The following is an 18,149-nucleotide window of genomic DNA, read 5'->3' as shown; positions in this document are numbered from 1 at the left end:
GACACCCCGCTCCATGACAGGCACCAGGCGCACGCCGGCGCCGACCGCGCAGCGGGCGGCCGGCGGCTCACCCACGACCGTGCGGGCCCGCGGCCTGCTCCCCTCGCTGTCCCCGGCCGAGCAGCGGGTCGCCCGCGTGATCATCGACGAGGCAGCGACCGCCGCCGGGCTCACCATCACCGACCTCGCCCGGCGCGCCCACGCCTCGGAGACCACGGTGATCCGGTTCTGCCGCGCGATGGGTTTCGCCGGCTACTCCGAGCTGCGGCTCACCCTCGCCGCCGAGGCGGGCCGGGCGGCCGGCGCGGCGACCACCGGCCGCGAGCTGATCGACAGCGACATCAGCGAGACGGACGAGCTGGCCCAGGTGGTCAAGAAGATCGCCTTCGCGGACGCCCGGGCCGTCGAGGACACCGCGCTGCAGATCGACATCGCCGTCCTCGAGCAGGTCGTGGACCTCGTCGCGCACGCCCGGCGGGTGGACATCTACGGCGTCGGCGCCAGCGCCTTCGTCGCCGCGGACTTCCAGCACAAACTGCACCGGATCGGCCGGATCTCGTACGCGTGGAGCGACCTGCACGTGGCGCTCACCAGCGCGGCGCTGCTCGACGAGCGGGACGTGGCGTTCGGGATCTCGCACACCGGCGCGACCGCCGACACCGTGGAGGCGTTCGCCGAGGCGGGCCGGCACGGTGCCCGGCTGGTCGCGCTGACCAACTTCCCCAAGTCACCGATCACCCGGATCGCCCACCACGTGCTCACCACGGCGGCGCGGGAGACGACGTTCCGCTCCGGCGCGATGGCCAGCCGGCTCGCCCAGCTGACGGTCATCGACTGCGTGTTCGTCGGCGTGGCCCAGCGGACGTACCCGCAGACGCGGCGCGCGCTCGAGGTGACGTACGAGGCCGTCCGGTGCCGGCGGGTGGACTCCGCCCGGGGGCGCGCGTGAGGACGGGCGGGGAGGCGCCGCTGAGCCGGACCGAGCAGCGCAATCCGCGGACCGCGGCGATCGACCGGATGTCCAGCCTGAAACTGCTGCGCGTGATCAACGACGAGGACCGTACGGTGCCCGGCGCGGTGACCGGCGTCCTGCCCGTGCTCGCCGCCGCCGTGGACCTCGCCGTCGAGGCGCTGGCGGGCGGCTGCCGGGTCCACTATGTCGGCGCGGGCACGTCGGGGCGCCTGGCCGTGCTCGATGCGGCGGAGCTCGGGCCCACGTTCGGGCTCGAGCCGGGACGGCTGGTCGCGCACCTCGCCGGGGGAGCGGCCGCGCTCACCGATGCCTCCGAGGGCGCCGAGGACGACGAGCAGGCGGGTGCGGCGGCGATGGCCGGGGTCACCGCGGGAGACGTGGTGGTCGGGGTGACGGCGAGCGGGCGGACGCCGTACGTCCGTGGCGCCCTGGCCTCGGCGCGGTCCCGGGGCGCGCACACCGTGCTGGTGTCGGCCAACCCCGCGGCGCCGCTCGCCCGGTACGCGGACCTGCACGTCGCCCCCGACACCGGCCCGGAGGTGGTGACCGGCTCGACCCGGATGAAGGCGGGCACGGCCCAGAAGCTCGTGCTCAACGCGTTCTCCACCGCCACGATGGTGCGGCTCGGGCGCACGTACTCGAACCTGATGACGGACATGCTGCCCAGCAACGACAAGCTCCGCGACCGGCAGCTGCGGATCCTGGCCGACGCGACGGGCGCCGACCCGGCCCGGTGCCGCGGCGCGCTGCGAGACGCGCAGGGCGACGCGCGGGTGGCCGTGGTGATGCTGCTCGGGCAGGCCGGGGCGGAACGGGCCCGGTGCGCCCTCGAGGAGGCCCGCGGGCACGTCCACGCCGCCCTGACCGCGCTGACCGGCGGCCCCGCCCCGGGCCTCAGCTGAAGGCGGCGGCCACCTCGTCGCCGGTGAGCCCTCGCTCCCGGAACGTGGTGGTGCCCGCGGTCAGCAGCTCCCGGGCGGCGTCGCGCAGCGCGCCGTACGCCGCCCACGCCAGCGCCCCGCCCGTCGACACCCGCCGCACGCCCAGCTCCGCCAGCTCGGGGACGCTCGGCGCACCGGCCACGGCGAGCACGTTGACCGGGGCGGCCACCGACCGGACGAGGCGCCCGATGGCGTCCGGCGAGCGCAGCCCCGGCGCATAGACGACGTCCGCCCCCGCCTCCCGGTACGCGACCAGCCGCCGGATCGTGTCGTCGAGGTCGTCGTGCCCGTACAGGTGGTTCTCGGCCCGGGCGGTGAGCACGATGCCGTGCCGCCGGCAGGCCCGCGCCGCCGCGGCGACCCGTTCGGCACCGAGCTCGCCGGGCACCACCCGGGCGGCGGCCGGGTCGTAGTCCTCGATGGAGATGCCCGCCGCGCCGGCCACGGCCAGCAGGTCCACGGTCTCCGCGATGCCCTCCGGGGTGCCGGCGAAGCACCATTCCGCGTCGACGCTCACCGGCACGGCCACCGCCGAGGTGAGCGCGGCGACGTGCGCGACGAGCTCCTCCCGGGTGGCCTGCTGGTCGAGCCGGCCCAGGCTCGCCGCCAGGCCCGACGAGGTGGTGGCGAGCGCGGGGAAGCCGAGGTGCTCGAGCAGCCGCGCCGAGCCGGCGTCCCACGGGTTCGGCATGACGAACGTGCCGGAGTCGTGCAGCGCGCGGAACCGGTCCTGGACGGAAGTCATGCGGCCATCCTGCCAAAGCCGCCGCTCGCCCTTGACTGTGACGTTACGTCACAGCCGAGACTGGACCCGTGCGCATCAAGGAGCTGGCGGAGCTGACCGGCTGCACCGTACGGACCATCCGCTTCTACCACCAGATCGGGCTGCTGAACGTGCCCGAGCGGCGGGACGGCGCGCGCGACTACGACCTGACGCATCTGGCCCGGCTCGCGCGGGTGCGCTGGCTGGCCGAGGCCGGCATCCCGCTCGCCACGGTCGCCACGATGATCGGGGGGCGGGCCGGGCCCGGCCGCCGTGCGGAGGCCGCGGACGCGGACGAGGTGCTCACCGACCTGCGGGCGGGCATCGCGGCGCTCGACGAGAAGCTCGAGGAGCTGCGCGAGCAGCGGGACCGGATGGCCCGGCTGGCGGCAGTGGTCGAGCACGACGGCCGGCTCTCCCTGGTGCCGCCGGCCGTCGCGCGCTTCTACGAGGACATGGAGGCGCGCGCCGGCGACGAGAAGGCGCGGCGCGTGATCCGCCGCGAACGCGACTTCATGGAGCTCGCGTACTACCGCGGCGACATCCCGGCCGAGTCCACCGTGCTCTACGAGGGCCTCACCGAGGCCGGGCTGGCCCGGAGCCTGGAGTCGTTCCGCACGATCGCCCACCGGTACGAGGGCGACGAACCCCTCGGCGACCGGGAGATCGAGCGGGCCGCCGCGGAGGTCGTCGAGCGCGTCACCCGCCAGCTCGGGGCGGACTTCCCCCGGGTGGCCAGAACCCTGGACCTCGACGTCGCCCGCCGCGCCGCCGACCTCTACCTGCGGCTGTCCGCCCCGCGGCACCGCCGGCTCGACCGGGCCATCGCGGACGCGTTGCTGACCGCCTTCGAGAAGGGCAGGACGGAATGACCACGGACGCCATCGAGGTCGGCGGGCTGGTGAAGCGGTACGGCACGTTCGTGGCCGTGGACGGCCTCGACCTGCACGTCGCGCCCGGCACCGTGCACGGCTTCCTCGGCCCGAACGGCGCCGGCAAGTCGACCACGATCCGGGTGCTGCTCGGGCTGGGCCGGGCCGGCGGCGGGCGGGTCCGCGTGCTCGGCCTCGACCCGGCCACGCACGCCGCCGAGATCACGAGGCGCACCTCGTACGTGCCCGGGGAGGTGGCGCTCTGGCCCGACCTGACCGGCCAGGAGATGCTCGACGCGCTCGCCGGGCTCCGGGGCGCCCGGGACACCGCGGCCGAGCGGCGCCTCACCGCCGAGTTCGCCCTCGACACCCGCCGGCGGGTGCGGACGTACTCGAAGGGCAACCGGCAGAAGGTCGCCCTGATCGCCGCCTTCGCCGCCCCGACCGACCTGCTCGTCCTCGACGAGCCGACATCCGGGCTGGACCCGCTGATGGAGGAGATGTTCCAGCGCTGCGTCCGCGAGGCCACCGCGGACGGGCGTACGGTCCTGCTGTCCAGCCACATCCTGGCCGAGGTCGAGAAGGTGTGCGACGAGGTCACCATCATCAAGGACGGCCGGCTGGTCGAGGCGGGACGCCTGGCCGACCTGCGCCACCTCGCCGCGTCGACCGTCACCGCGCGGCCCGCCGCCGACCGGGCCGTCCTCGTCGCCGAGCGCCTGCGCGACCTGGGACTCGACGTGCGCGCGGACGACGGCACGCTCAGCGTCAGCACGCCCCGCGCCCTCGTACCCGCCGCGCTGGGCGTGCTGGCCGCCGCCGAGGCCGACGACATCACCTGCGCCCCGGCCAACCTGGAGGACCTGTTCCTGCGGCACTACGCGGTGGTGCCCCGATGAGCCTCACCCGTCTGATGCTGCGCCGGCTCCGGTGGACGCTCGGCGCGTGGCTGCTGCTGCTCGTGGGGATCTGCTTCGCGACGGTGTCGGCCTACCAGAACACGTACGCCACCGACCAGCAGCGCCGCGCCGCCGCGGAGCTCGCCCGCGCCGACCGCGCCACCACCGTCCTGTACGGACAGCTCCCCGACCCGGGTACGCCCGCGCAGATGTACGCCTGGGAGGCCGGGGCGATCGTGACCATCCTCGTCGCCGTCATGGCGGTGCTGGTGACCGTCTCGCTGACCCGCGCACCCGAGGACGACGGGACGCTCGAGCTGCTCCGCGGTTCCGGTTTACCGCAGCGGCGGCCGCTGCACAGCGCGATGACCGTGCTGGCCGGCGCCGCCGTCCTGCTCGGGCTCGGCTGCGGCGCGGCGGCCGGTCTGCACACCGGGGGAGTCGACGGCGTCACCTGGTCCGGCGCGGCCGCGTTCGGGACGACGATCGCCCTCACGTTCCTCGTGCTCAGCGCCGGCACCGCCGTGCTGGCCCAGATCGCGGCGACGGCCGGGCACGCGCGGATGCTCGGGCTGGCGGTGGTCGGCGCGGCGTTCGCCGTACGGGCCGCCGCCGACGTCTCCGGAACCGGGGCGCTGAACCGGCTCACCCCGCTGGGCCTGCGCGCGACGATCGAACCCTTCTCGGGCGACCACTGGGCCGCCGCCGTGCCGCCCGCGCTGGCGGTGATCCTGCTGGGCGCCCTGGCCGAGGTGCTGGGCCGCCGGCGCGAGTACGGCGCCGGGTTCCTCCGCCGGCGCGACACCGCGGACAGCCGGCTGCACACGCGTACGCCGCTGGGCCTGTCGGCGCGTCTCGGCCGGTCGTCGCTGCTCGCCTGGACCGTGGCGGTCGCGGCCGTCGGGACCCTGTTCGCCTCGATGGGCTCGGGGACCGTGGAGCAGAGCCGCGGCGGGGACCTGGGCGGGTTCCTCGGCTCCCAGCTCGGCACGGGCGACCCGGTGGCCGCGTACCTGGCGTACAGCGACACCGTCGTCGGCATCGTGGTGTGCGCGTACGCGGTGCTGTCGGTGCTGGCGAGCCGCCGGTGGGAGGGGGCCGGGCTGACCGACCTGGTGCTCACCACGGGCGTACGCCGCTGGGCGCCGCTGGCCGCGCAGACCGCCGTCACGGCCGCCGGGTGCGCCGTGATCCTGGTCGCGACCGGGGCCCTCGGCGCCCTCGTCACCCCGGCGGTCATCGACGGGGAGGATGTCGGGACGCGGGCCTTCGCGTACGCGATCGGGCAGTGGCCGGCGGCCGTCGCGACGGCGGGCTGCGTCGCGCTGCTGATCGGCCTCAGCCCGCGCCTGTCCGCGCTGGCCTGGTTGCCGCTGGCCGCCAGCGCCCTGCTCGCGCTGTTCGGACCCCTGCTGGAGATCCCGCAGCGGATCCAGGACCTGGGCTTCTTCCGCCACGTGCCGGACGTCGCCGGCCCCGACCCGGCCGCCGGCGCCCTGGCCGCCCTCGTGGGGCTCGGCGTCCTGCTCTCGCTGCTGGGCGCGGCGGCCACCACCCGCCGCGACGTCCGGCTCTCCTGACCGGCTAACCGGCCTGGGTCAGGACGTCGTTGAAGATCTTGTGGATGTCCGCCTTCTTCTCCGGCGGTGTGAACGCGCCGATGCCGACCTGCCACGTCTGCGTGCCGCTCGGGCCGCCCGGGAAGAAGTGGCTCATGTCGAGCGTGTACCGGCCGTTCGCGTTGAGGGCCGTCTCGACGTAGGAGGTGCGCTCGTCGTACGGGCGGGCCTTGGCTCCCGGGTCGAACCACTCGGTGCTCAGCCGGCTGCGCTCGACCGTGCCGCACGGGTCCGGGCACGGCCGCAGCATGATCTGCACCTTCTGCCCGTTGCCCGGGTTGCCCTCGTCGATGCAGACCCACGCCTTCGCCTGCGGCAGGTCGACCCGGCCGGCGAGGCAACCCCAGGTCTTCGGCGTACGGAACGCGAACGGCCACCCGGTGAAGGCCATCGTGTACGTGGCGTCCGAGGCGGTGAAGCTCGGCCCGATCAGGGTCTTCGCCGGCATCGAGCGCAGCACCGGCTTCCCCGCACCGGGCGTCGGGACGGTGGGATCCGGATCGAAGGTGCGCGGCAGCGTCGGCACCGGCCGTACGGCGGTGGGCCGCGCGATCGGCCGGTCGGGGCCGTCGCTGCCACCGACCACCGCGGCGATGCCGAACCCGCCGCACACGCAGAGCAGCAGCACCAGCGGCACCACCATCAGCGCGATGGCGGCGGGCATGGCCCGGTGCTTCTGCGGGGCCGGCCCGATCGCCCCGTCGACGAACCCGATCGCTGGCGCCCGGTACTCCAGCTCGACCACCTGGCCGGGGTGCACGGCGACGACCGTCTCGGCGGTGCCGACCCGCGGGGGAATCAGGTACGGCACGTGCACGTGGACCTGGTACTGCCCGGGCGGCACCGGCACGACGGTCCGTCCCCAGCCGGCCGGGACCGGGCGCCCGTTGATCGCCAGGTACGGCTTGAAGAGGGCGAACATGAACGTCGCCCACCAGTACTTGGCGGTGACCGCGATGGCCGTCGTCCCCGGCTGCTGGTACGGCGTCTGCTGCTGGTCGTACACGGTGGTCCTTTCCCCGAACGAACCCGCGGAGCATAAACCGCCAGGTGGGCGGCGCTCAGAGCGGGTCGATCGAGGCCCCGCCGTCGTGCTGCGCCGCCCAGGCGCAGATGGCGGCCAGCGGCTCCTGCAGGGTCCTGCCGAGCGCGGTGAGCGCGTACTCGACGTGCTGCGGCGGCGTCTCCTTGAGCACCCGCCGCTGCACCAGCCCGTCGCGTTCCATGTCCCGCAGCGTCTCGGTCAGCACCTTCTGGCTGATCCCCGCGACCCGGCGGCGCAGCTCGGCGTGCCGTTGCGGCCCGGCGAGCAGCGCATAGATCAGCAGGACGCGCCACTTCGAGGCGAGCCGTTCCAGCGCCTGCCGCGTCGCGCAGCTCGCCTCGAGCACGTCGGGAATCACCAGCGACACGAACACCCCCACCTCAGCGGCGCCGCCTGCCGGGTACGGCACCTGCAAGTGCCTTCTGTCACCGGGCCGCCACGCGACCTACCGTCGGGCCCACGATAGTCACCGAACGAACGGGGCCGGCATGTCCACCGAACACGTCACCTTCACCGCCGACGGCATCCCGCTGGCCGGCGACCTGGCGGTAGCCGCGGACGGGGCCCCGGCGGTCGTCCTCACCGGGCCGTTCACCGGCGTCAAGGAGCAGGTCGCCGGGGTGTACGCCGCCCGCCTGCGGGACCGGGGCATCACCACGCTCGCGTTCGACCACCGCGGTTTCGGCGAGAGCGGCGGGCGCCGGGCGCACGAGGACAGCCAGGGCAAGCTCGCCGACCTCCGGGCGGCGGTGAGCCTGCTCGCCGCCCATCCGGCCGTGGACCCCGCGCGGGTCGGGATCGTGGGCATCTGCCTCGGCGGCGGTTACGCGGTCCGGGCGGCAGCGGCCGATCCCCGGCTCGGCGCGGTCGTCGGGATCGCGGGCGCGTACAACAGCCCGGCACGGTTCAGCGCGGCCGACCCCGGCGGCTACCGCGCGGCCCTGGCGTCGTTCCTCGAGCGCTACGACGAGGAGCTTCCGGCGGTCGCCCCGGGTGGCGCGCCCGCGGCGATGGGCGGCGACGAACCGTACGCCTACTACGGCACCGAGCGCTCGGCGGCGGAGCACTGGGAGAACCGGGTCACGTACGGCTCGCTGCACGCCCTCATGACCTTCGACGCCCTGAGCGCGGCGCCGCTGCTCACCGCCACGCCGCTGCTGGTCGTCCACGGCCGGACGGACGCCTACTGCGCGCCCGAGCTCGCGGCCGCGGTGCACGCCGGCGCGACCGGTCCGAAGGAGATCCGGTGGCTCGACGCGAAGCAGCACATCGACCTCTACGACCGGGAGCCGTACGTCAGCCAGGCCGCGGACGCCGCCGCCGGCTTCCTGCACCGGGACCTCGGCGTGAGCCCGGGAACCTAGCGGCGGTCACTGTTCCCGCTCGCGCCGTTCGAGATCGGCCTCGCGGGTGTCCGCCAGGTCCTCGCGGATGTCCTCCCACCGCTGGTGCTCGCGCACGCATCGCTGACGCTCGTCGGCGAGCCGGTCCCGTTCGTCGGCGAGCCGGTCCCGATCGGCGGCCCGGTCGTCCCGTTCGTCGGCTCGGCGGTCCCGCTCGTCGCGTGGATCCGGCGCCGCCTTCTCCGCCGGGCCGGCCAGGGCGGGCGGCGGGTCCCAGGGCCGGGTCACCGCCGCCGGGGCGGGGGCGGGGGTGCTGTCGCCCAGCAGCGGGCCGGCCCCGCCCATGGTGTCGATCAGCCACCGCACGTGCGGCTGCGGGTCGTGGAGGGTCAGCTTCACACCCCGGTCCTCGGCGACCATGCGAACCTGAAGAAGGATCCGCACCCCGCCGATGTCGATGAAGCCGAGCTGCGCCAGCCGCAGGTCCAGGTGGCCGGAGCTGCCGTCCAGGGCGAGGTCGAGCAACCGCACGAGGGGCGGCCCGCTGACCCGGTCGAGTTCACCGGTGAGGGTGACCACCGTGTGGTCACCGTCGCAGTGCACCGCGGCGTGCAGCCGGCTCCCGTCGTCGGTGAACGACGTCATGACGCCACCGCCGCCGCGGTGCCCAGGGTCGCCCACACCACTTTGCCGTCCAGGCACGGCACAGCACCCCACGCGGCGGCCGTGGCGGCCACCATCCTGAGCCCCCACCCCTGCGCCTGCAGCGGTTCGCGGTCGCGGGGATCGATGTCGAGCATCTGCGGGAGGTGGCGGCTGCGGTCCTGGACGGCCAGGTGCAGCAGCGCGCCGCGCAACGAGACCCGTACGTCCATGTCCGTGCCGGTGTGTTGCACCGCGTTGGCGACCAGCTCGGACACGATCAGGCGGGCCGGGTGCACCAGATGCGCCACCCGGAAGGCCTGGCAGGCGTCAGTGACCATCGTGCGTGCCAGCGCGCTCGCGCCGGGATGCGCCGGCAGACCCATGTGCTGGGGGTGCACCCCGCCGTCCAGAGCCGGCCGGGCGGCCAGCGCCGCGTCGACGGTGTCGGCCAGCTCCACCGCGTGCTCTCCGCTCAGGCCGGACATCCGCTGCCGCACCGCCGGGCCCGCCGCACAGACCACCACGCTAATCGGCGGACCGGCCTCCGCGGCGTACTGTGCCACCGTCCGCCACGTGGACGCCGAATCCCCGGCCGGGTCCGTCAGGCCCACCAGATCGATCAGCAGCAGCGCTGGGGCTTCCGCCACGCAGGCCCGCATCACCCGCGCCGTCTCCTGGCGGAGCCGGTCGTCCCAGCGCCCGCGCACCACCACCTGCGTCACCACCTGGGCCGGCTCGGTGACGCAGCTGATCCGGGGACTGTCCACCACGAGGTACGGGCCGTTCATGCCGACCGTGACCTTTCGTCTACGACGGGGAAGGCGCTGCAATCCGGCCGAGTCTGCTCGGCCCGGGACCTCCCCGTTCGCACACCACGTGCGACGGTGCGCGCGAGGCGCCGCTCAGGTGACCCGGCCACCGAGGTGGCGCAGGACCGCGAGGACGCGGCGGTTGTCGCCCTCGTCCGGGGGCAGCCCCAACTTGTCGAAGATGCTCGCCACGTGCTTCTCCACCGTGCCGCCGGTCACCACGAGCGCGTCGGCGATGCCGGCGTTCGACCGGCCCTCCGCCATCAGCGTGAGCACCTCGCGTTCGCGTGCGGTGAGCGCCGCCAGGCTGTCGGCGCGGCGCCCGGCGCGCAGGAGGTGGCCGACGACCTCGGGGTCGAGTGCCGTGCCACCCGCGGCGACCCGCTGCAGCGCGCCGAGAAACTCGGCCACGTCGGCGACCCGTTCCTTCAGCAGGTATCCGGCGCCCGCCGCGTTGCCCTCCAGCAGCCGGACCGTGTACCTGGTCTCGATGTACTGCGACAGCATCAGCACGCCGGTGCCCGGGCAGCGGCGGCGGATCTCCAGCGCCGCGCGCAGCCCCTCGTCGGTGTGCGTCGGCGGCATCCGGATGTCGGCCACCACGACGTCGGGCCGGTGCTCGGCGACCGCGGCCAGCAGGGCGTCTCCGTCGCCGACCGCGGCACACACCCGGTGGCCGTGGTCCTCGATCAGCCGGGTGAGCCCCGCGCGGAACAGTGCCGCGTCCTCGGCGATCACCACCCGTAGCGTCATGCGCGCAGCGGCAGCTCGACCGCGATCCTCGTCGGGCCGCCGGGCGGGCTGTCGATCGTGAGCCGGCCGTCCACCACGGCCACCCGCTGCGCGAGCCCGGACAGGCCGGTGCCGCGGGCCGGGTCGGCGCCGCCCGTACCGTCGTCGGCGACGCTGAGCAGCAGCACGTCCCGCCGCCCCGCGGCCCGTACGGCCAGCCTGCCGGCGGAGCTGTGCTTGGCCGCGTTGGCCATCAGCTCGGCGGCGCAGAAGTACGCGATGCTCTCGATCGCGGGGGTGGGCCGGACCGGGATGCTGACGTCCAGCTCGACCGGGATCGCGCGGTCGGCGGCCAGCGAGGCGAGCGCGTCAGCCAGCCCGTTGTCGAGCACCGGCGGGTGGATGCCGCGGGCCAGGTTGCGCAACTCCGCCAGCGCGTCCTTGGCGCCCCGCAATGCGGCATCGACCAGCTCGCGGGCGGCCGCGGCGTCCGGCACCTCGCCGCGGTCGCCGAGCTTCTCCCGGGCCATGCCGAGGTGCAGGGCGAGGGTGGCCAGGTGGATCTGGGCGCCGTCGTGCAGGTCGCGTTCGAGCCGCCGCAGCCGCGCGGCGGAGTCGTCCACCGCCAGCGCCCGGCTCAGCTCCAGGTCGTGCACCCGCTGGGCCAGCCGGCCGGGGCCGAGCAGCCCCCGGATCAGCCGGACGTCGGCCGCCGTGACCGCCCGGGTGACCCACGGGGCCGCCAGCAGCATCGCCGCGCCCGCCGCGGCCGCCGCGAAGGTGCCGGGCAGGGTCGCGACGCGGAACGTGCCCTCGCCGAACAACCCGAACGGCGTGTACACCGGCAGCGGGCTCAGCTCGGCACCCGGCGGATGGTTGCGGAACCCGCCCCACACCAGCGGGTAGCTGAGGTTGACCAGCCCGCCGACCCAGAAGAACACGGCGTACGCCTCGAGCAGCCCGATCGGCAGCTTGACCAGTTGGTACGCCATCACGCGCCACCCGCCACCGTCGCGCGGGCCCGGGATCCGTACGCCGAGCAGCCGGGTGGCGATCCCGCGCTGCAGCGACCCCAGCCGCCGCGCAGCCCCGGTGGACACCAGGAGCACGGCGAGCAGTCCCACGCCGGCCACGGCGACCGCCACGTCGGCGGGGGAGACGCTGCCGCGCCCGCCACGGGTCGCGTACCAGCTCAGGTCCACGGCACCGACCACGAGCACCACCGGGCTGAGCACGGCGAAGGGCAGCCCGGCCAGGCAGAACAGCAGCTCGCGTCCCTGCCGGCGGGTGAACGGCGCCGAGATCGCCACCGCCGGCGTGATCACCGCAATGCTCATCCGGCCATCCTCCTCCCTCCGCTGTGCTCCTCACGCGTCCCGCCGGGCCAGCAACCATCCGCCGGCCACCAGGGCGAGCGCGGCGTACAGGGCGAGGACGCCGAGGCCGGCCCCAGCGGACAGGAAGTCCGGACAGGACGCCGCACCGGTGCCACAGGTCACCGGCCGGGTCGTGCTCAGCGAGTTCTCCACGATCAGGATCGGCATGTACGCCGCCACGCCGTGCGCGAGGATGCCGAAGGCCTGCGCGCCCACGTACACCCCGGCGACCAGCACGCCGACGGCGGCGGCACTGTGCCGGACGATGGCGCCCAGGCCCAGACCGAGCAGCCCGATCAGGCAGAAGCCCGCTCCCGTCACCGCGACCGCCCGGAGCACCCCGGGATCACCCAGTGCGGGCGCCGCGACGCCGTGGCGCAGCGTGGCCCGTACGGCGAGGAACGCGGTGAACGACGCGGCCTCCCCGACGAGCAGCGTCACGAAACCGAACACCACGGCCTTCGCGAGGAGGACCAGCGGACGGCGCGGGATGGCGGCCAGCGTGGCCCGGATCGTCCCCGAGCTGTACTCGCCGGTCATGCTCAGCACGCCGAGCACCCCCGTCAGCAGCAGGCCGGGTACGACCCCGGCGAGCGCGTTGTTGGTCACGTCCCCGGACGCGTCGCGCGTGTTCAGGCCCACGGCGACGCCGATGCCGACGGTCCCGGCGGCCGTGACGAGCAGCGTCCACCAGGTCGAGCGCAGACTCCGCAGCTTGATCCACTCCATCCGGACCGCCTGGGCGAGGCCGTACCGGCCGCTCGGCGCGGTCATGACGCCGCCTCCGCCGCCGGGTTCGCCCGGTAGTCGGCCGTCGCGCCGGTGAGCCGGAAGAACGCGTCCTCCAGCGACCCCGACCCGGCCGACAGCTCGGCGACCGTCGTGTCCGCGAGCAGCCGCCCCCGGCCGATCACCACCAGCCGCTCGGCGGTCAGTGCCATCTCGGCGATCAGGTGGCTGGACACGAACACCGTACGGCCCTGCGCGGCGAGGGACCGCAGCAGCTCGCGGATCCAGCGGACCCCTTCGGGATCCAGCCCGTTGACCGGCTCGTCGAGCAGCAGCACGGCCGGGTCGCCGAGCAGCGCGGCGGCGACGCCGAGGCGCTGCCCCATGCCGAGGGAGAACGTGCCGGCCCGGCGCCCCGCCGCGCCGGCCAGGCCGACCTGCTCGAGCACCTCGTCGACCCGGGCCCGCGGGATCGCGTTGGCGGTGGCCAGCGCGGCCAGGTGACTGCGGGCGCTGCGGCCCGGGTGGAACGCTTTAGCCTCGAGCAGCGCGCCGACCTCGCGCAACGGCCAGCGCAGCTCCCGGTAGCGGCGGCCGCCGATCCGCGCCTCGCCGGCGTGGGGCCGGTCCAGCCCGAGGATCAGCCGCATCGTGGTGGACTTGCCCGACCCGTTGGGGCCGAGGAAGCCGGTGACGCTGCCGGGCCGAACCTCGAAGCTGAGCGCGTCGACCGCGACCGTGCGTCCGTACCGTCTCGTGAGATTCCGGGCCTCGATCACCCGTACTCCTTCCGTCGTTGTGCTGACGGAAGATGACGCTATGCACGCGGCGGGGCGGCGGGGATCCGGCTGACGGCAGTCTTCGCCTGGGGGTTTTCCCCCAGGGAGGTCCGGTCAGTGCTGGGCGAGGACCGCCGGGCGGCGCGGCGCGTGCACCCGGGGAACAGTGACCGGCCGGCGGCCCGTGAACGCGCGCCGCGCCAGCTTGGCGGCGAAGGGGACCGCGCCCAGGCAGGTCGCCCCGACCGCGGTCAGCAGCAGCGCGACCCCGCCGGAGGAGCCCGCGCCCGCGGTGGCCGCGCCGACGCCGGCGAACGCGCCGACCCACACCGTCGTGCCCAGGGCCGACCAGCCCAGGAACCGGCGGAACGGCATCCGTACCGTGCCGGCGACGATCGGCACCACGGCGTGGATCACGGCGACGAACCGTACGGCGGCCAGCGCCGGACCGCCGTGGGTGCTCAGGTACGTCTCCGCCCGGTCGAACCGCTCGGCGCCGATGCGGCGGCCCAGCCGGGTTCCCCGCAGCCGCGGGCCGAACGCGCGGCCCACCGCGTACCCGAGGATCTGACCGCTCAGGGCGCCCGCCGTGCCGACCGTGACCACCAGGGCGAAGCCGGCCGGGCCGCCGGGCAGCGCGCCGGCCAGCATGACCACCGACTCGCCGGGGATGAGCAGACCCAGCAGGAACGTCATCTCGACGGCGCTGGACAGGAACGTGAACAGCAGAACGGCGGTCTCGTTCAGGGTGGTCAGCCAGTGGACGAAGGCGTTCGCGGCGTTCAGCATGTGCTCAGCTTTGTCGCCGGGCCACCACTGCGGCTATCGGGTTTTCCCATGGCATCCTCCTGAGGCGTCCCCTACGGGTAGCTAGACGCATCCCAGGCGGATCCGGTTTTCCGCCGGCGGCACACCGGCGACCTCGGCGGAAGCTTGGTACAAACGCGCGACGACGTATGTTGCCGTGGCTTTCCTCACCGCGGCCGGGACCGGGCTGTGGACCGTGGTCTCGGACCGCGCCACTGACGCGCTCACCGTCACCACGGTGTCGGTGCCTCGGCCGGAACCGTCTCCCGCGTTCACCCGTCACCGGTCGCCTTCGCCGTCCGCGCGGGTGTCGGCGTCCCCATCGGCCGACGTGCTCCCGACCCGGGCGCCACGGTCGGCCGCCGGCGCGGCGCAGGTCTCGTTCCCGCCCGGTGACCAGTGGGTCTTCGATCATGCCCTGCCCGCCGGCGCCGCGGCGTCGCTGTACCACGCGTACGGGTCGCCGGAGCAGGCGCGGAGCACGAACAGTGTGGACACCGAGCGCCTGGACGCCTGGGCGACCCGGGAGGGCGGCTACAACGTGGCGGCGACCGAGGTCCGCGTGGTGCTGGCGGCCCACAACCGCCCGGTGGAGGTGGTCGCGTTGCGGGCCCACGTCATCGAGCGCCGGTCGATACCGGCGACGACGGTGGTGTACGTCCCCCCGCAGGGCGCGGACGACACCGTGCGGGTCGACCTCCGGCTCGATCAGGCGCAACCCGCCGCCGGTTATTTCGCCGATCATCACCTCAATCTCGGCCCGAACGAGTCGGAGACTCTGGACGTACGGGCCGAGGCGCTGGAGAGCGCCGTGGTGTGGGACCTCGTCCTCGACGTCGTGGCCGACGGCGAGCTCACCAGGACGGTGGTCACCCGTGCCGACGGGCGGCACTTCCGTACCTCCGGCTGGGCCGATGGGCGGCACCACCGGACCGGGCCGGCCGGCGTCGACGACAGTCCCGCACCGTGGCAGCGGTACCGGCAGGCATTCGTCTTCGACCTCACGGCCCAGACTTACGATCAACAAGGAGGACTCCTGCGCCAGGACCCGGCGAAGGTCTGGCGGCGCTGCACGGGACCCGGCCTGCTCGACGGGGCCGTGCGGCCGTGCCTGGCTGGACCCTAGAGCTCGCGGCCGGTCGCGGCGATGAGGGCCTCGTCGTCGGCCAGGTCCGGGGCGAGCAGCGCGACCACGTCGCGCACCGACCCGGCGCGTTCGGTGTACGGTCCCGCGCCCGCGTCCTTGACCGGGGCGCCGGCGCCGCGCAGGTGGGCGATCCATGCGGCCAGGATGCGGACGGCCCCTGCGGGCATGCGCCCGGCGGCCCGTTCCGCGCGCAGCACCGGGAGCACCCGGATCGGCAGCTTCTGCGAGCCGTCCGCCGCGATCTGCGCGAGGGTGTGCCGGATCCGCGGGTTGGCGAACCGGTCCAGAAGGGCCTCCCGGTACGCGTCCACCTCGGCGGCCGGCAGCGGCACCTGGTGCGACGCCTCGTCCCACCACTGCTCCAGCCAGCCGCGGCAGACCGGGTCCGCGACCGCCTCGGCGATGGTCTCGTGGCCGCGGGCGCTCCCCGCGTACGCCAGCAGGCTGTGCCCGCCGTTGAGCAGCAGCAGCTTGCGCGTCTCGTGCGGGTGGACGTCGTCGACGAAGCGCGCGCCGGCGCCGTCCCAAGCGGGCCGGCCGGCCGGGAACTCGCCGCTGAGCACCCATTCGGTGAACGGCTCGGTGACGACCGGGGCGGCGTCCGCCCAGCCGGTCCGTTCGGCGACGGCCCGGACGTCGTCGGCGGTGGTGCGCGGGGTGATCCGGTCCACCATGGTGGTCACGAACGACACGTGGTCGGCGATCCAACCGGCCAGCTCCGGGTCCGCCTCCGCGGCCAGGCCGGCGACGACCCGCCGGGTGACCTCGCCGTTGCCGGGCAGGTTGTCGCACGAGACCACGGCGAGCGGTCCGGCGCCGGCGGCCCGCCGGGTGGCGAGGCCGGCGACCAGGCGGCCGGGGACCGTGCGCAGGCCGCCGCCCTCCCGGAGAGCCGCCAGGTCGGCGCGGACGTCCGGGTGGTCCAGGTCGATCCCGCCGTCGGGGTTGCGCCGGTACGCCGCCTCCGTGACGGTCAGCGTGACGACGGCGACCTGCGGACGGGCCAGGTAGTCGAGCCAGGCGGTGAGGTCGGTGCCGGGGTGGGCCGCGACGACGGCCCGCTGCACCGCCATCTCGTCGTGCTCCGGGCCCCGCACGATGAGCGTGTACCGCCCGTCCTGCGTGTTGAGCTGGTCGGCGAGTTCGCGGGAGCGGCCGGTGAAGGCGGCGATGCCCCACTCCTCGGCGTCCGGCGCGGCGCCGGTGTACCAGGCCTGGTGGGCGCGGAAGAAGCCGCCGAGTCCGAGGTGGACGATCCGTACGGGCCTCACAGCTTGAACACCGCCCGCGGCTGGTCGACGACCAGGGTGGTGATCGTGTCCAGGGCCTCGTCCTCGTCGAGGCGGTGCGCGGCCACGAGGTCGGCGAGGAAGCCGGCGTCGAGGCGGCGGGACATGTCGTGGCGCGCCGGGATCGAGCAGAAGGCGCGGGTGTCGTCGATGAACCCGGACAGGCGGCTGAACCCTGCGGTCTCGGTGACGCCCTGCTGGAAGCGGCGGATCTCCGAGGGGTTGTCGAGGAACCACCAGGGCGCGCCGGCGTACACGGCGGGGTAGAAGCCGGCCAGCGGCGCGATCTCCCGGCTGAGCACGTCCGGGTCGACGGTGAACAGCACGAGGTGGAAGCCGGGGTGGGTGCCGAAGCGCTCCAGCAGCGGCTGCAGGGCCCGGGTGTACTCGACCGCCACCGGGATGTCGTGGCCGGTGTCCGGGCCGTACCGGTGCCCGGTGGGCGGGTGGTGGTTGCGGTGCACGCCCGGGTGCAGGGTCATCACGAGCCCGTCGTCGCATGCCATCCGGGCCATCTCGAAGATCATGTGCCGCCGGAACGCGGTCGCCTCCGCGGCGGTGGCCTGCCCGGCCAGCGCGGCCCGGTAGATGCGCTCGGCGTCGTGGCGTTCGAGGGGTTCGGTGCCCGCGTCGAGGTGGCCGTGGTCGGTGGAGACCGCGCCGTGGGCGATGAAGTACCGCCGGCGCTCCTCCAGCGCGGCGATATAGCCCTCGTAGTCGCCGGTGTCGCCGCCGAGGCCCTTGACGAGCCCGGGCCAGTCCGGCCGGCCGGGCTCGAGGTAGCGGTCGGGCCGGAACGTCGGCGCCACGGTCGTTCCCACGTCCGGGTCCGCGCGCAGCGCCTCGTGGGCGGACAGGTCGTCGGCCGGGTCGTCGGTGGTGGCCATGAACTCGATCCCGAAGCGGCGCAGCAGGGCGCGCGGCCGGTGGCTCGGCTGCTGCAGCTGCTCGGCGATCCGGTCGTACAGCCGGTCGGCGTTGTCGGCGTCCGGCCGCTCGGTGACGCCGAAGATGTCGGCGAGCTCGCTGTCGAACCAGTACCGCACCGGGGTGCCGCGCAGCAGGTGCCAGTGGGCGCACAGGGCCCGCCAGGCCGCCCGGGACCGGTCCTCGCTCAGCGGCCCCTCGCCCACGCCGAGCACGTCCAGGCCGACGCCGCCGGCGTGCAGCAGGCGGGTCACGTAGTGGTCGGGCTGGATCAGCAGGGAGGCGGGGTCGGCGAACGGGCGGTCGTCCAGCAGCAGGCGGGGATCGACGTGCCCGTGCGGCGAGATGATCGGCAGGTCCCGCACCGCGCCGTACAGCCGGCGGGCGATGTCGCGCACGCCGGGTTCGGCGGGCAGCAACCGGTCGGGGTGCACCGTCAGGGAGGCCATGAGCT

Annotated in this window: 19 protein-coding genes; 7 read left to right on the top strand and 12 right to left on the bottom strand. The window is 74.9% G+C overall.

All coding sequences use genetic code 11. The features are described from left to right. Positions 1–13: 13 nt before the first annotated feature. The gene (locus tag IT780_RS18225; RefSeq protein WP_199512796.1) at positions 14–949 is read left to right on the top strand and encodes a MurR/RpiR family transcriptional regulator; all 936 of its coding nucleotides are present in this window, start codon (positions 14–16) and stop codon (positions 947–949) included. Beyond that, complete coding sequence (gene murQ / locus IT780_RS18220; RefSeq protein ID WP_199512795.1) at positions 946–1,875, top strand: N-acetylmuramic acid 6-phosphate etherase; 930 nt, start codon at positions 946–948, stop codon at positions 1,873–1,875. The genes IT780_RS18225 and murQ overlap by 4 nt, the downstream gene beginning before the upstream one ends. Here murQ and IT780_RS18215 read toward each other — a convergent pair. Further along, positions 1,868–2,659: an isocitrate lyase/PEP mutase family protein gene (locus IT780_RS18215; RefSeq protein ID WP_199512794.1), complete on the bottom strand. Its 792-nt coding sequence runs from the start codon at positions 2,657–2,659 to the stop codon at positions 1,868–1,870. The genes murQ and IT780_RS18215 overlap by 8 nt on opposite strands. Before the next feature lie 68 nt (positions 2,660–2,727). Here IT780_RS18215 and IT780_RS18210 point away from each other — a divergent pair, with 68 nt between their 5' ends. The 3 genes from IT780_RS18210 to IT780_RS18200 are packed head-to-tail and all read left to right on the top strand — an operon-like array spanning position 2,728 to position 6,028. Continuing rightward, a complete protein-coding gene (locus IT780_RS18210; protein WP_199512793.1) occupies positions 2,728–3,549 on the top strand; it encodes a MerR family transcriptional regulator in 822 nt (273 codons plus the stop codon). Further along, positions 3,546–4,448 carry an ABC transporter ATP-binding protein gene (locus IT780_RS18205; RefSeq protein ID WP_199512792.1) on the top strand — a complete coding sequence of 301 codons (903 nt, stop codon included), beginning with the start codon at positions 3,546–3,548 and terminating at the stop codon, positions 4,446–4,448. Before IT780_RS18210 ends, IT780_RS18205 begins: the two co-directional genes overlap by 4 nt. Then, positions 4,445–6,028, top strand: a complete 1,584-nt coding sequence (locus IT780_RS18200) for an efflux permease Rv1217c-related protein (protein ID WP_199512791.1) — start codon at positions 4,445–4,447, stop codon at positions 6,026–6,028. Before IT780_RS18205 ends, IT780_RS18200 begins: the two co-directional genes overlap by 4 nt. 4 nt (positions 6,029–6,032) lie before the next feature. Here the strand turns inward: IT780_RS18200 and IT780_RS18195 are convergent, their stop codons facing one another. Both IT780_RS18195 and IT780_RS18190 read right to left on the bottom strand, forming a co-directional pair. Further along, positions 6,033–7,073 (bottom strand): hypothetical protein, encoded by a 1,041-nt coding sequence (locus IT780_RS18195; RefSeq protein WP_199512790.1) that lies wholly within the window; start codon positions 7,071–7,073, stop codon positions 6,033–6,035. 55 nt (positions 7,074–7,128) lie between these two features. Beyond that, the gene (locus tag IT780_RS18190; protein WP_307831245.1) at positions 7,129–7,521 is read right to left on the bottom strand and encodes a winged helix-turn-helix transcriptional regulator; all 393 of its coding nucleotides are present in this window, start codon (positions 7,519–7,521) and stop codon (positions 7,129–7,131) included. Positions 7,522–7,600: 79 nt separating this feature from the next. On the opposite strand from IT780_RS18190, the gene IT780_RS18185 reads away from it, so the two are divergent. Further along, positions 7,601–8,476 (top strand): alpha/beta hydrolase, encoded by an 876-nt coding sequence (locus IT780_RS18185; RefSeq protein WP_199512789.1) that lies wholly within the window; start codon positions 7,601–7,603, stop codon positions 8,474–8,476. Between the two features lie 6 nt (positions 8,477–8,482). Here the strand turns inward: IT780_RS18185 and IT780_RS18180 are convergent, their stop codons facing one another. The 7 genes from IT780_RS18180 to IT780_RS18150 all read right to left on the bottom strand — a co-directional run bounded on the left by IT780_RS18180 (position 8,483) and on the right by IT780_RS18150 (position 14,314). Continuing rightward, positions 8,483–9,100 carry an STAS domain-containing protein gene (locus IT780_RS18180; RefSeq protein WP_199512788.1) on the bottom strand — a complete coding sequence of 206 codons (618 nt, stop codon included), beginning with the start codon at positions 9,098–9,100 and terminating at the stop codon, positions 8,483–8,485. Further along, the gene (locus tag IT780_RS18175; protein ID WP_199512787.1) at positions 9,097–9,888 is read right to left on the bottom strand and encodes an ATP-binding protein; all 792 of its coding nucleotides are present in this window, start codon (positions 9,886–9,888) and stop codon (positions 9,097–9,099) included. Before IT780_RS18175 ends, IT780_RS18180 begins: the two co-directional genes overlap by 4 nt. A gap of 114 nt (positions 9,889–10,002) precedes the next feature. After that, positions 10,003–10,662: a response regulator gene (locus tag IT780_RS18170; protein WP_199512786.1), complete on the bottom strand. Its 660-nt coding sequence runs from the start codon at positions 10,660–10,662 to the stop codon at positions 10,003–10,005. Next, the gene (locus IT780_RS18165) at positions 10,659–11,978 is read right to left on the bottom strand and encodes a sensor histidine kinase (RefSeq protein WP_199512785.1); all 1,320 of its coding nucleotides are present in this window, start codon (positions 11,976–11,978) and stop codon (positions 10,659–10,661) included. The genes IT780_RS18170 and IT780_RS18165 overlap by 4 nt, the downstream gene beginning before the upstream one ends. A 30-nt stretch (positions 11,979–12,008) precedes the next feature. Beyond that, on the bottom strand, positions 12,009–12,791 hold the full coding sequence (locus tag IT780_RS18160; RefSeq protein ID WP_199512784.1) for an ABC transporter permease subunit: 783 nt from the start codon (positions 12,789–12,791) through the stop codon (positions 12,009–12,011). After that, entirely contained in the window at positions 12,788–13,525 is a 738-nt protein-coding gene (locus tag IT780_RS18155) for an ABC transporter ATP-binding protein (protein WP_199512783.1), read from the bottom strand. The genes IT780_RS18160 and IT780_RS18155 overlap by 4 nt, the downstream gene beginning before the upstream one ends. A 114-nt stretch (positions 13,526–13,639) precedes the next feature. Next, positions 13,640–14,314, bottom strand: a complete 675-nt coding sequence (locus tag IT780_RS18150) for a DedA family protein (protein ID WP_199512782.1) — start codon at positions 14,312–14,314, stop codon at positions 13,640–13,642. 175 nt (positions 14,315–14,489) lie between these two features. Here IT780_RS18150 and IT780_RS18145 point away from each other — a divergent pair, with 175 nt between their 5' ends. Then, a complete protein-coding gene (locus IT780_RS18145; RefSeq protein WP_199512781.1) occupies positions 14,490–15,458 on the top strand; it encodes a hypothetical protein in 969 nt (322 codons plus the stop codon). Here the strand turns inward: IT780_RS18145 and IT780_RS43170 are convergent. After that, entirely contained in the window at positions 15,455–16,750 is a 1,296-nt protein-coding gene (locus IT780_RS43170; RefSeq protein WP_199512780.1) for a mannitol dehydrogenase family protein, read from the bottom strand. The two genes, IT780_RS18145 and IT780_RS43170, sit on opposite strands and share 4 nt — an antisense overlap. Beyond that, positions 16,747–18,144, bottom strand: coding sequence for a glucuronate isomerase (gene uxaC / locus IT780_RS18135; protein ID WP_199512779.1), 1,398 nt, complete (start codon positions 18,142–18,144; stop codon positions 16,747–16,749). Before uxaC ends, IT780_RS43170 begins: the two co-directional genes overlap by 4 nt. Positions 18,145–18,149: the final 5 nt, after the last annotated feature.

This window comes from Nucisporomicrobium flavum (assembly GCF_016464385.1).
GTDB lineage: Bacteria > Actinomycetota > Actinomycetes > Mycobacteriales > Micromonosporaceae > Actinoplanes > Actinoplanes flavus_A.
The sequence above is the reverse complement of the archived record's forward strand: the minus strand, read 5'-3'. Positions and strand labels throughout refer to the sequence as shown.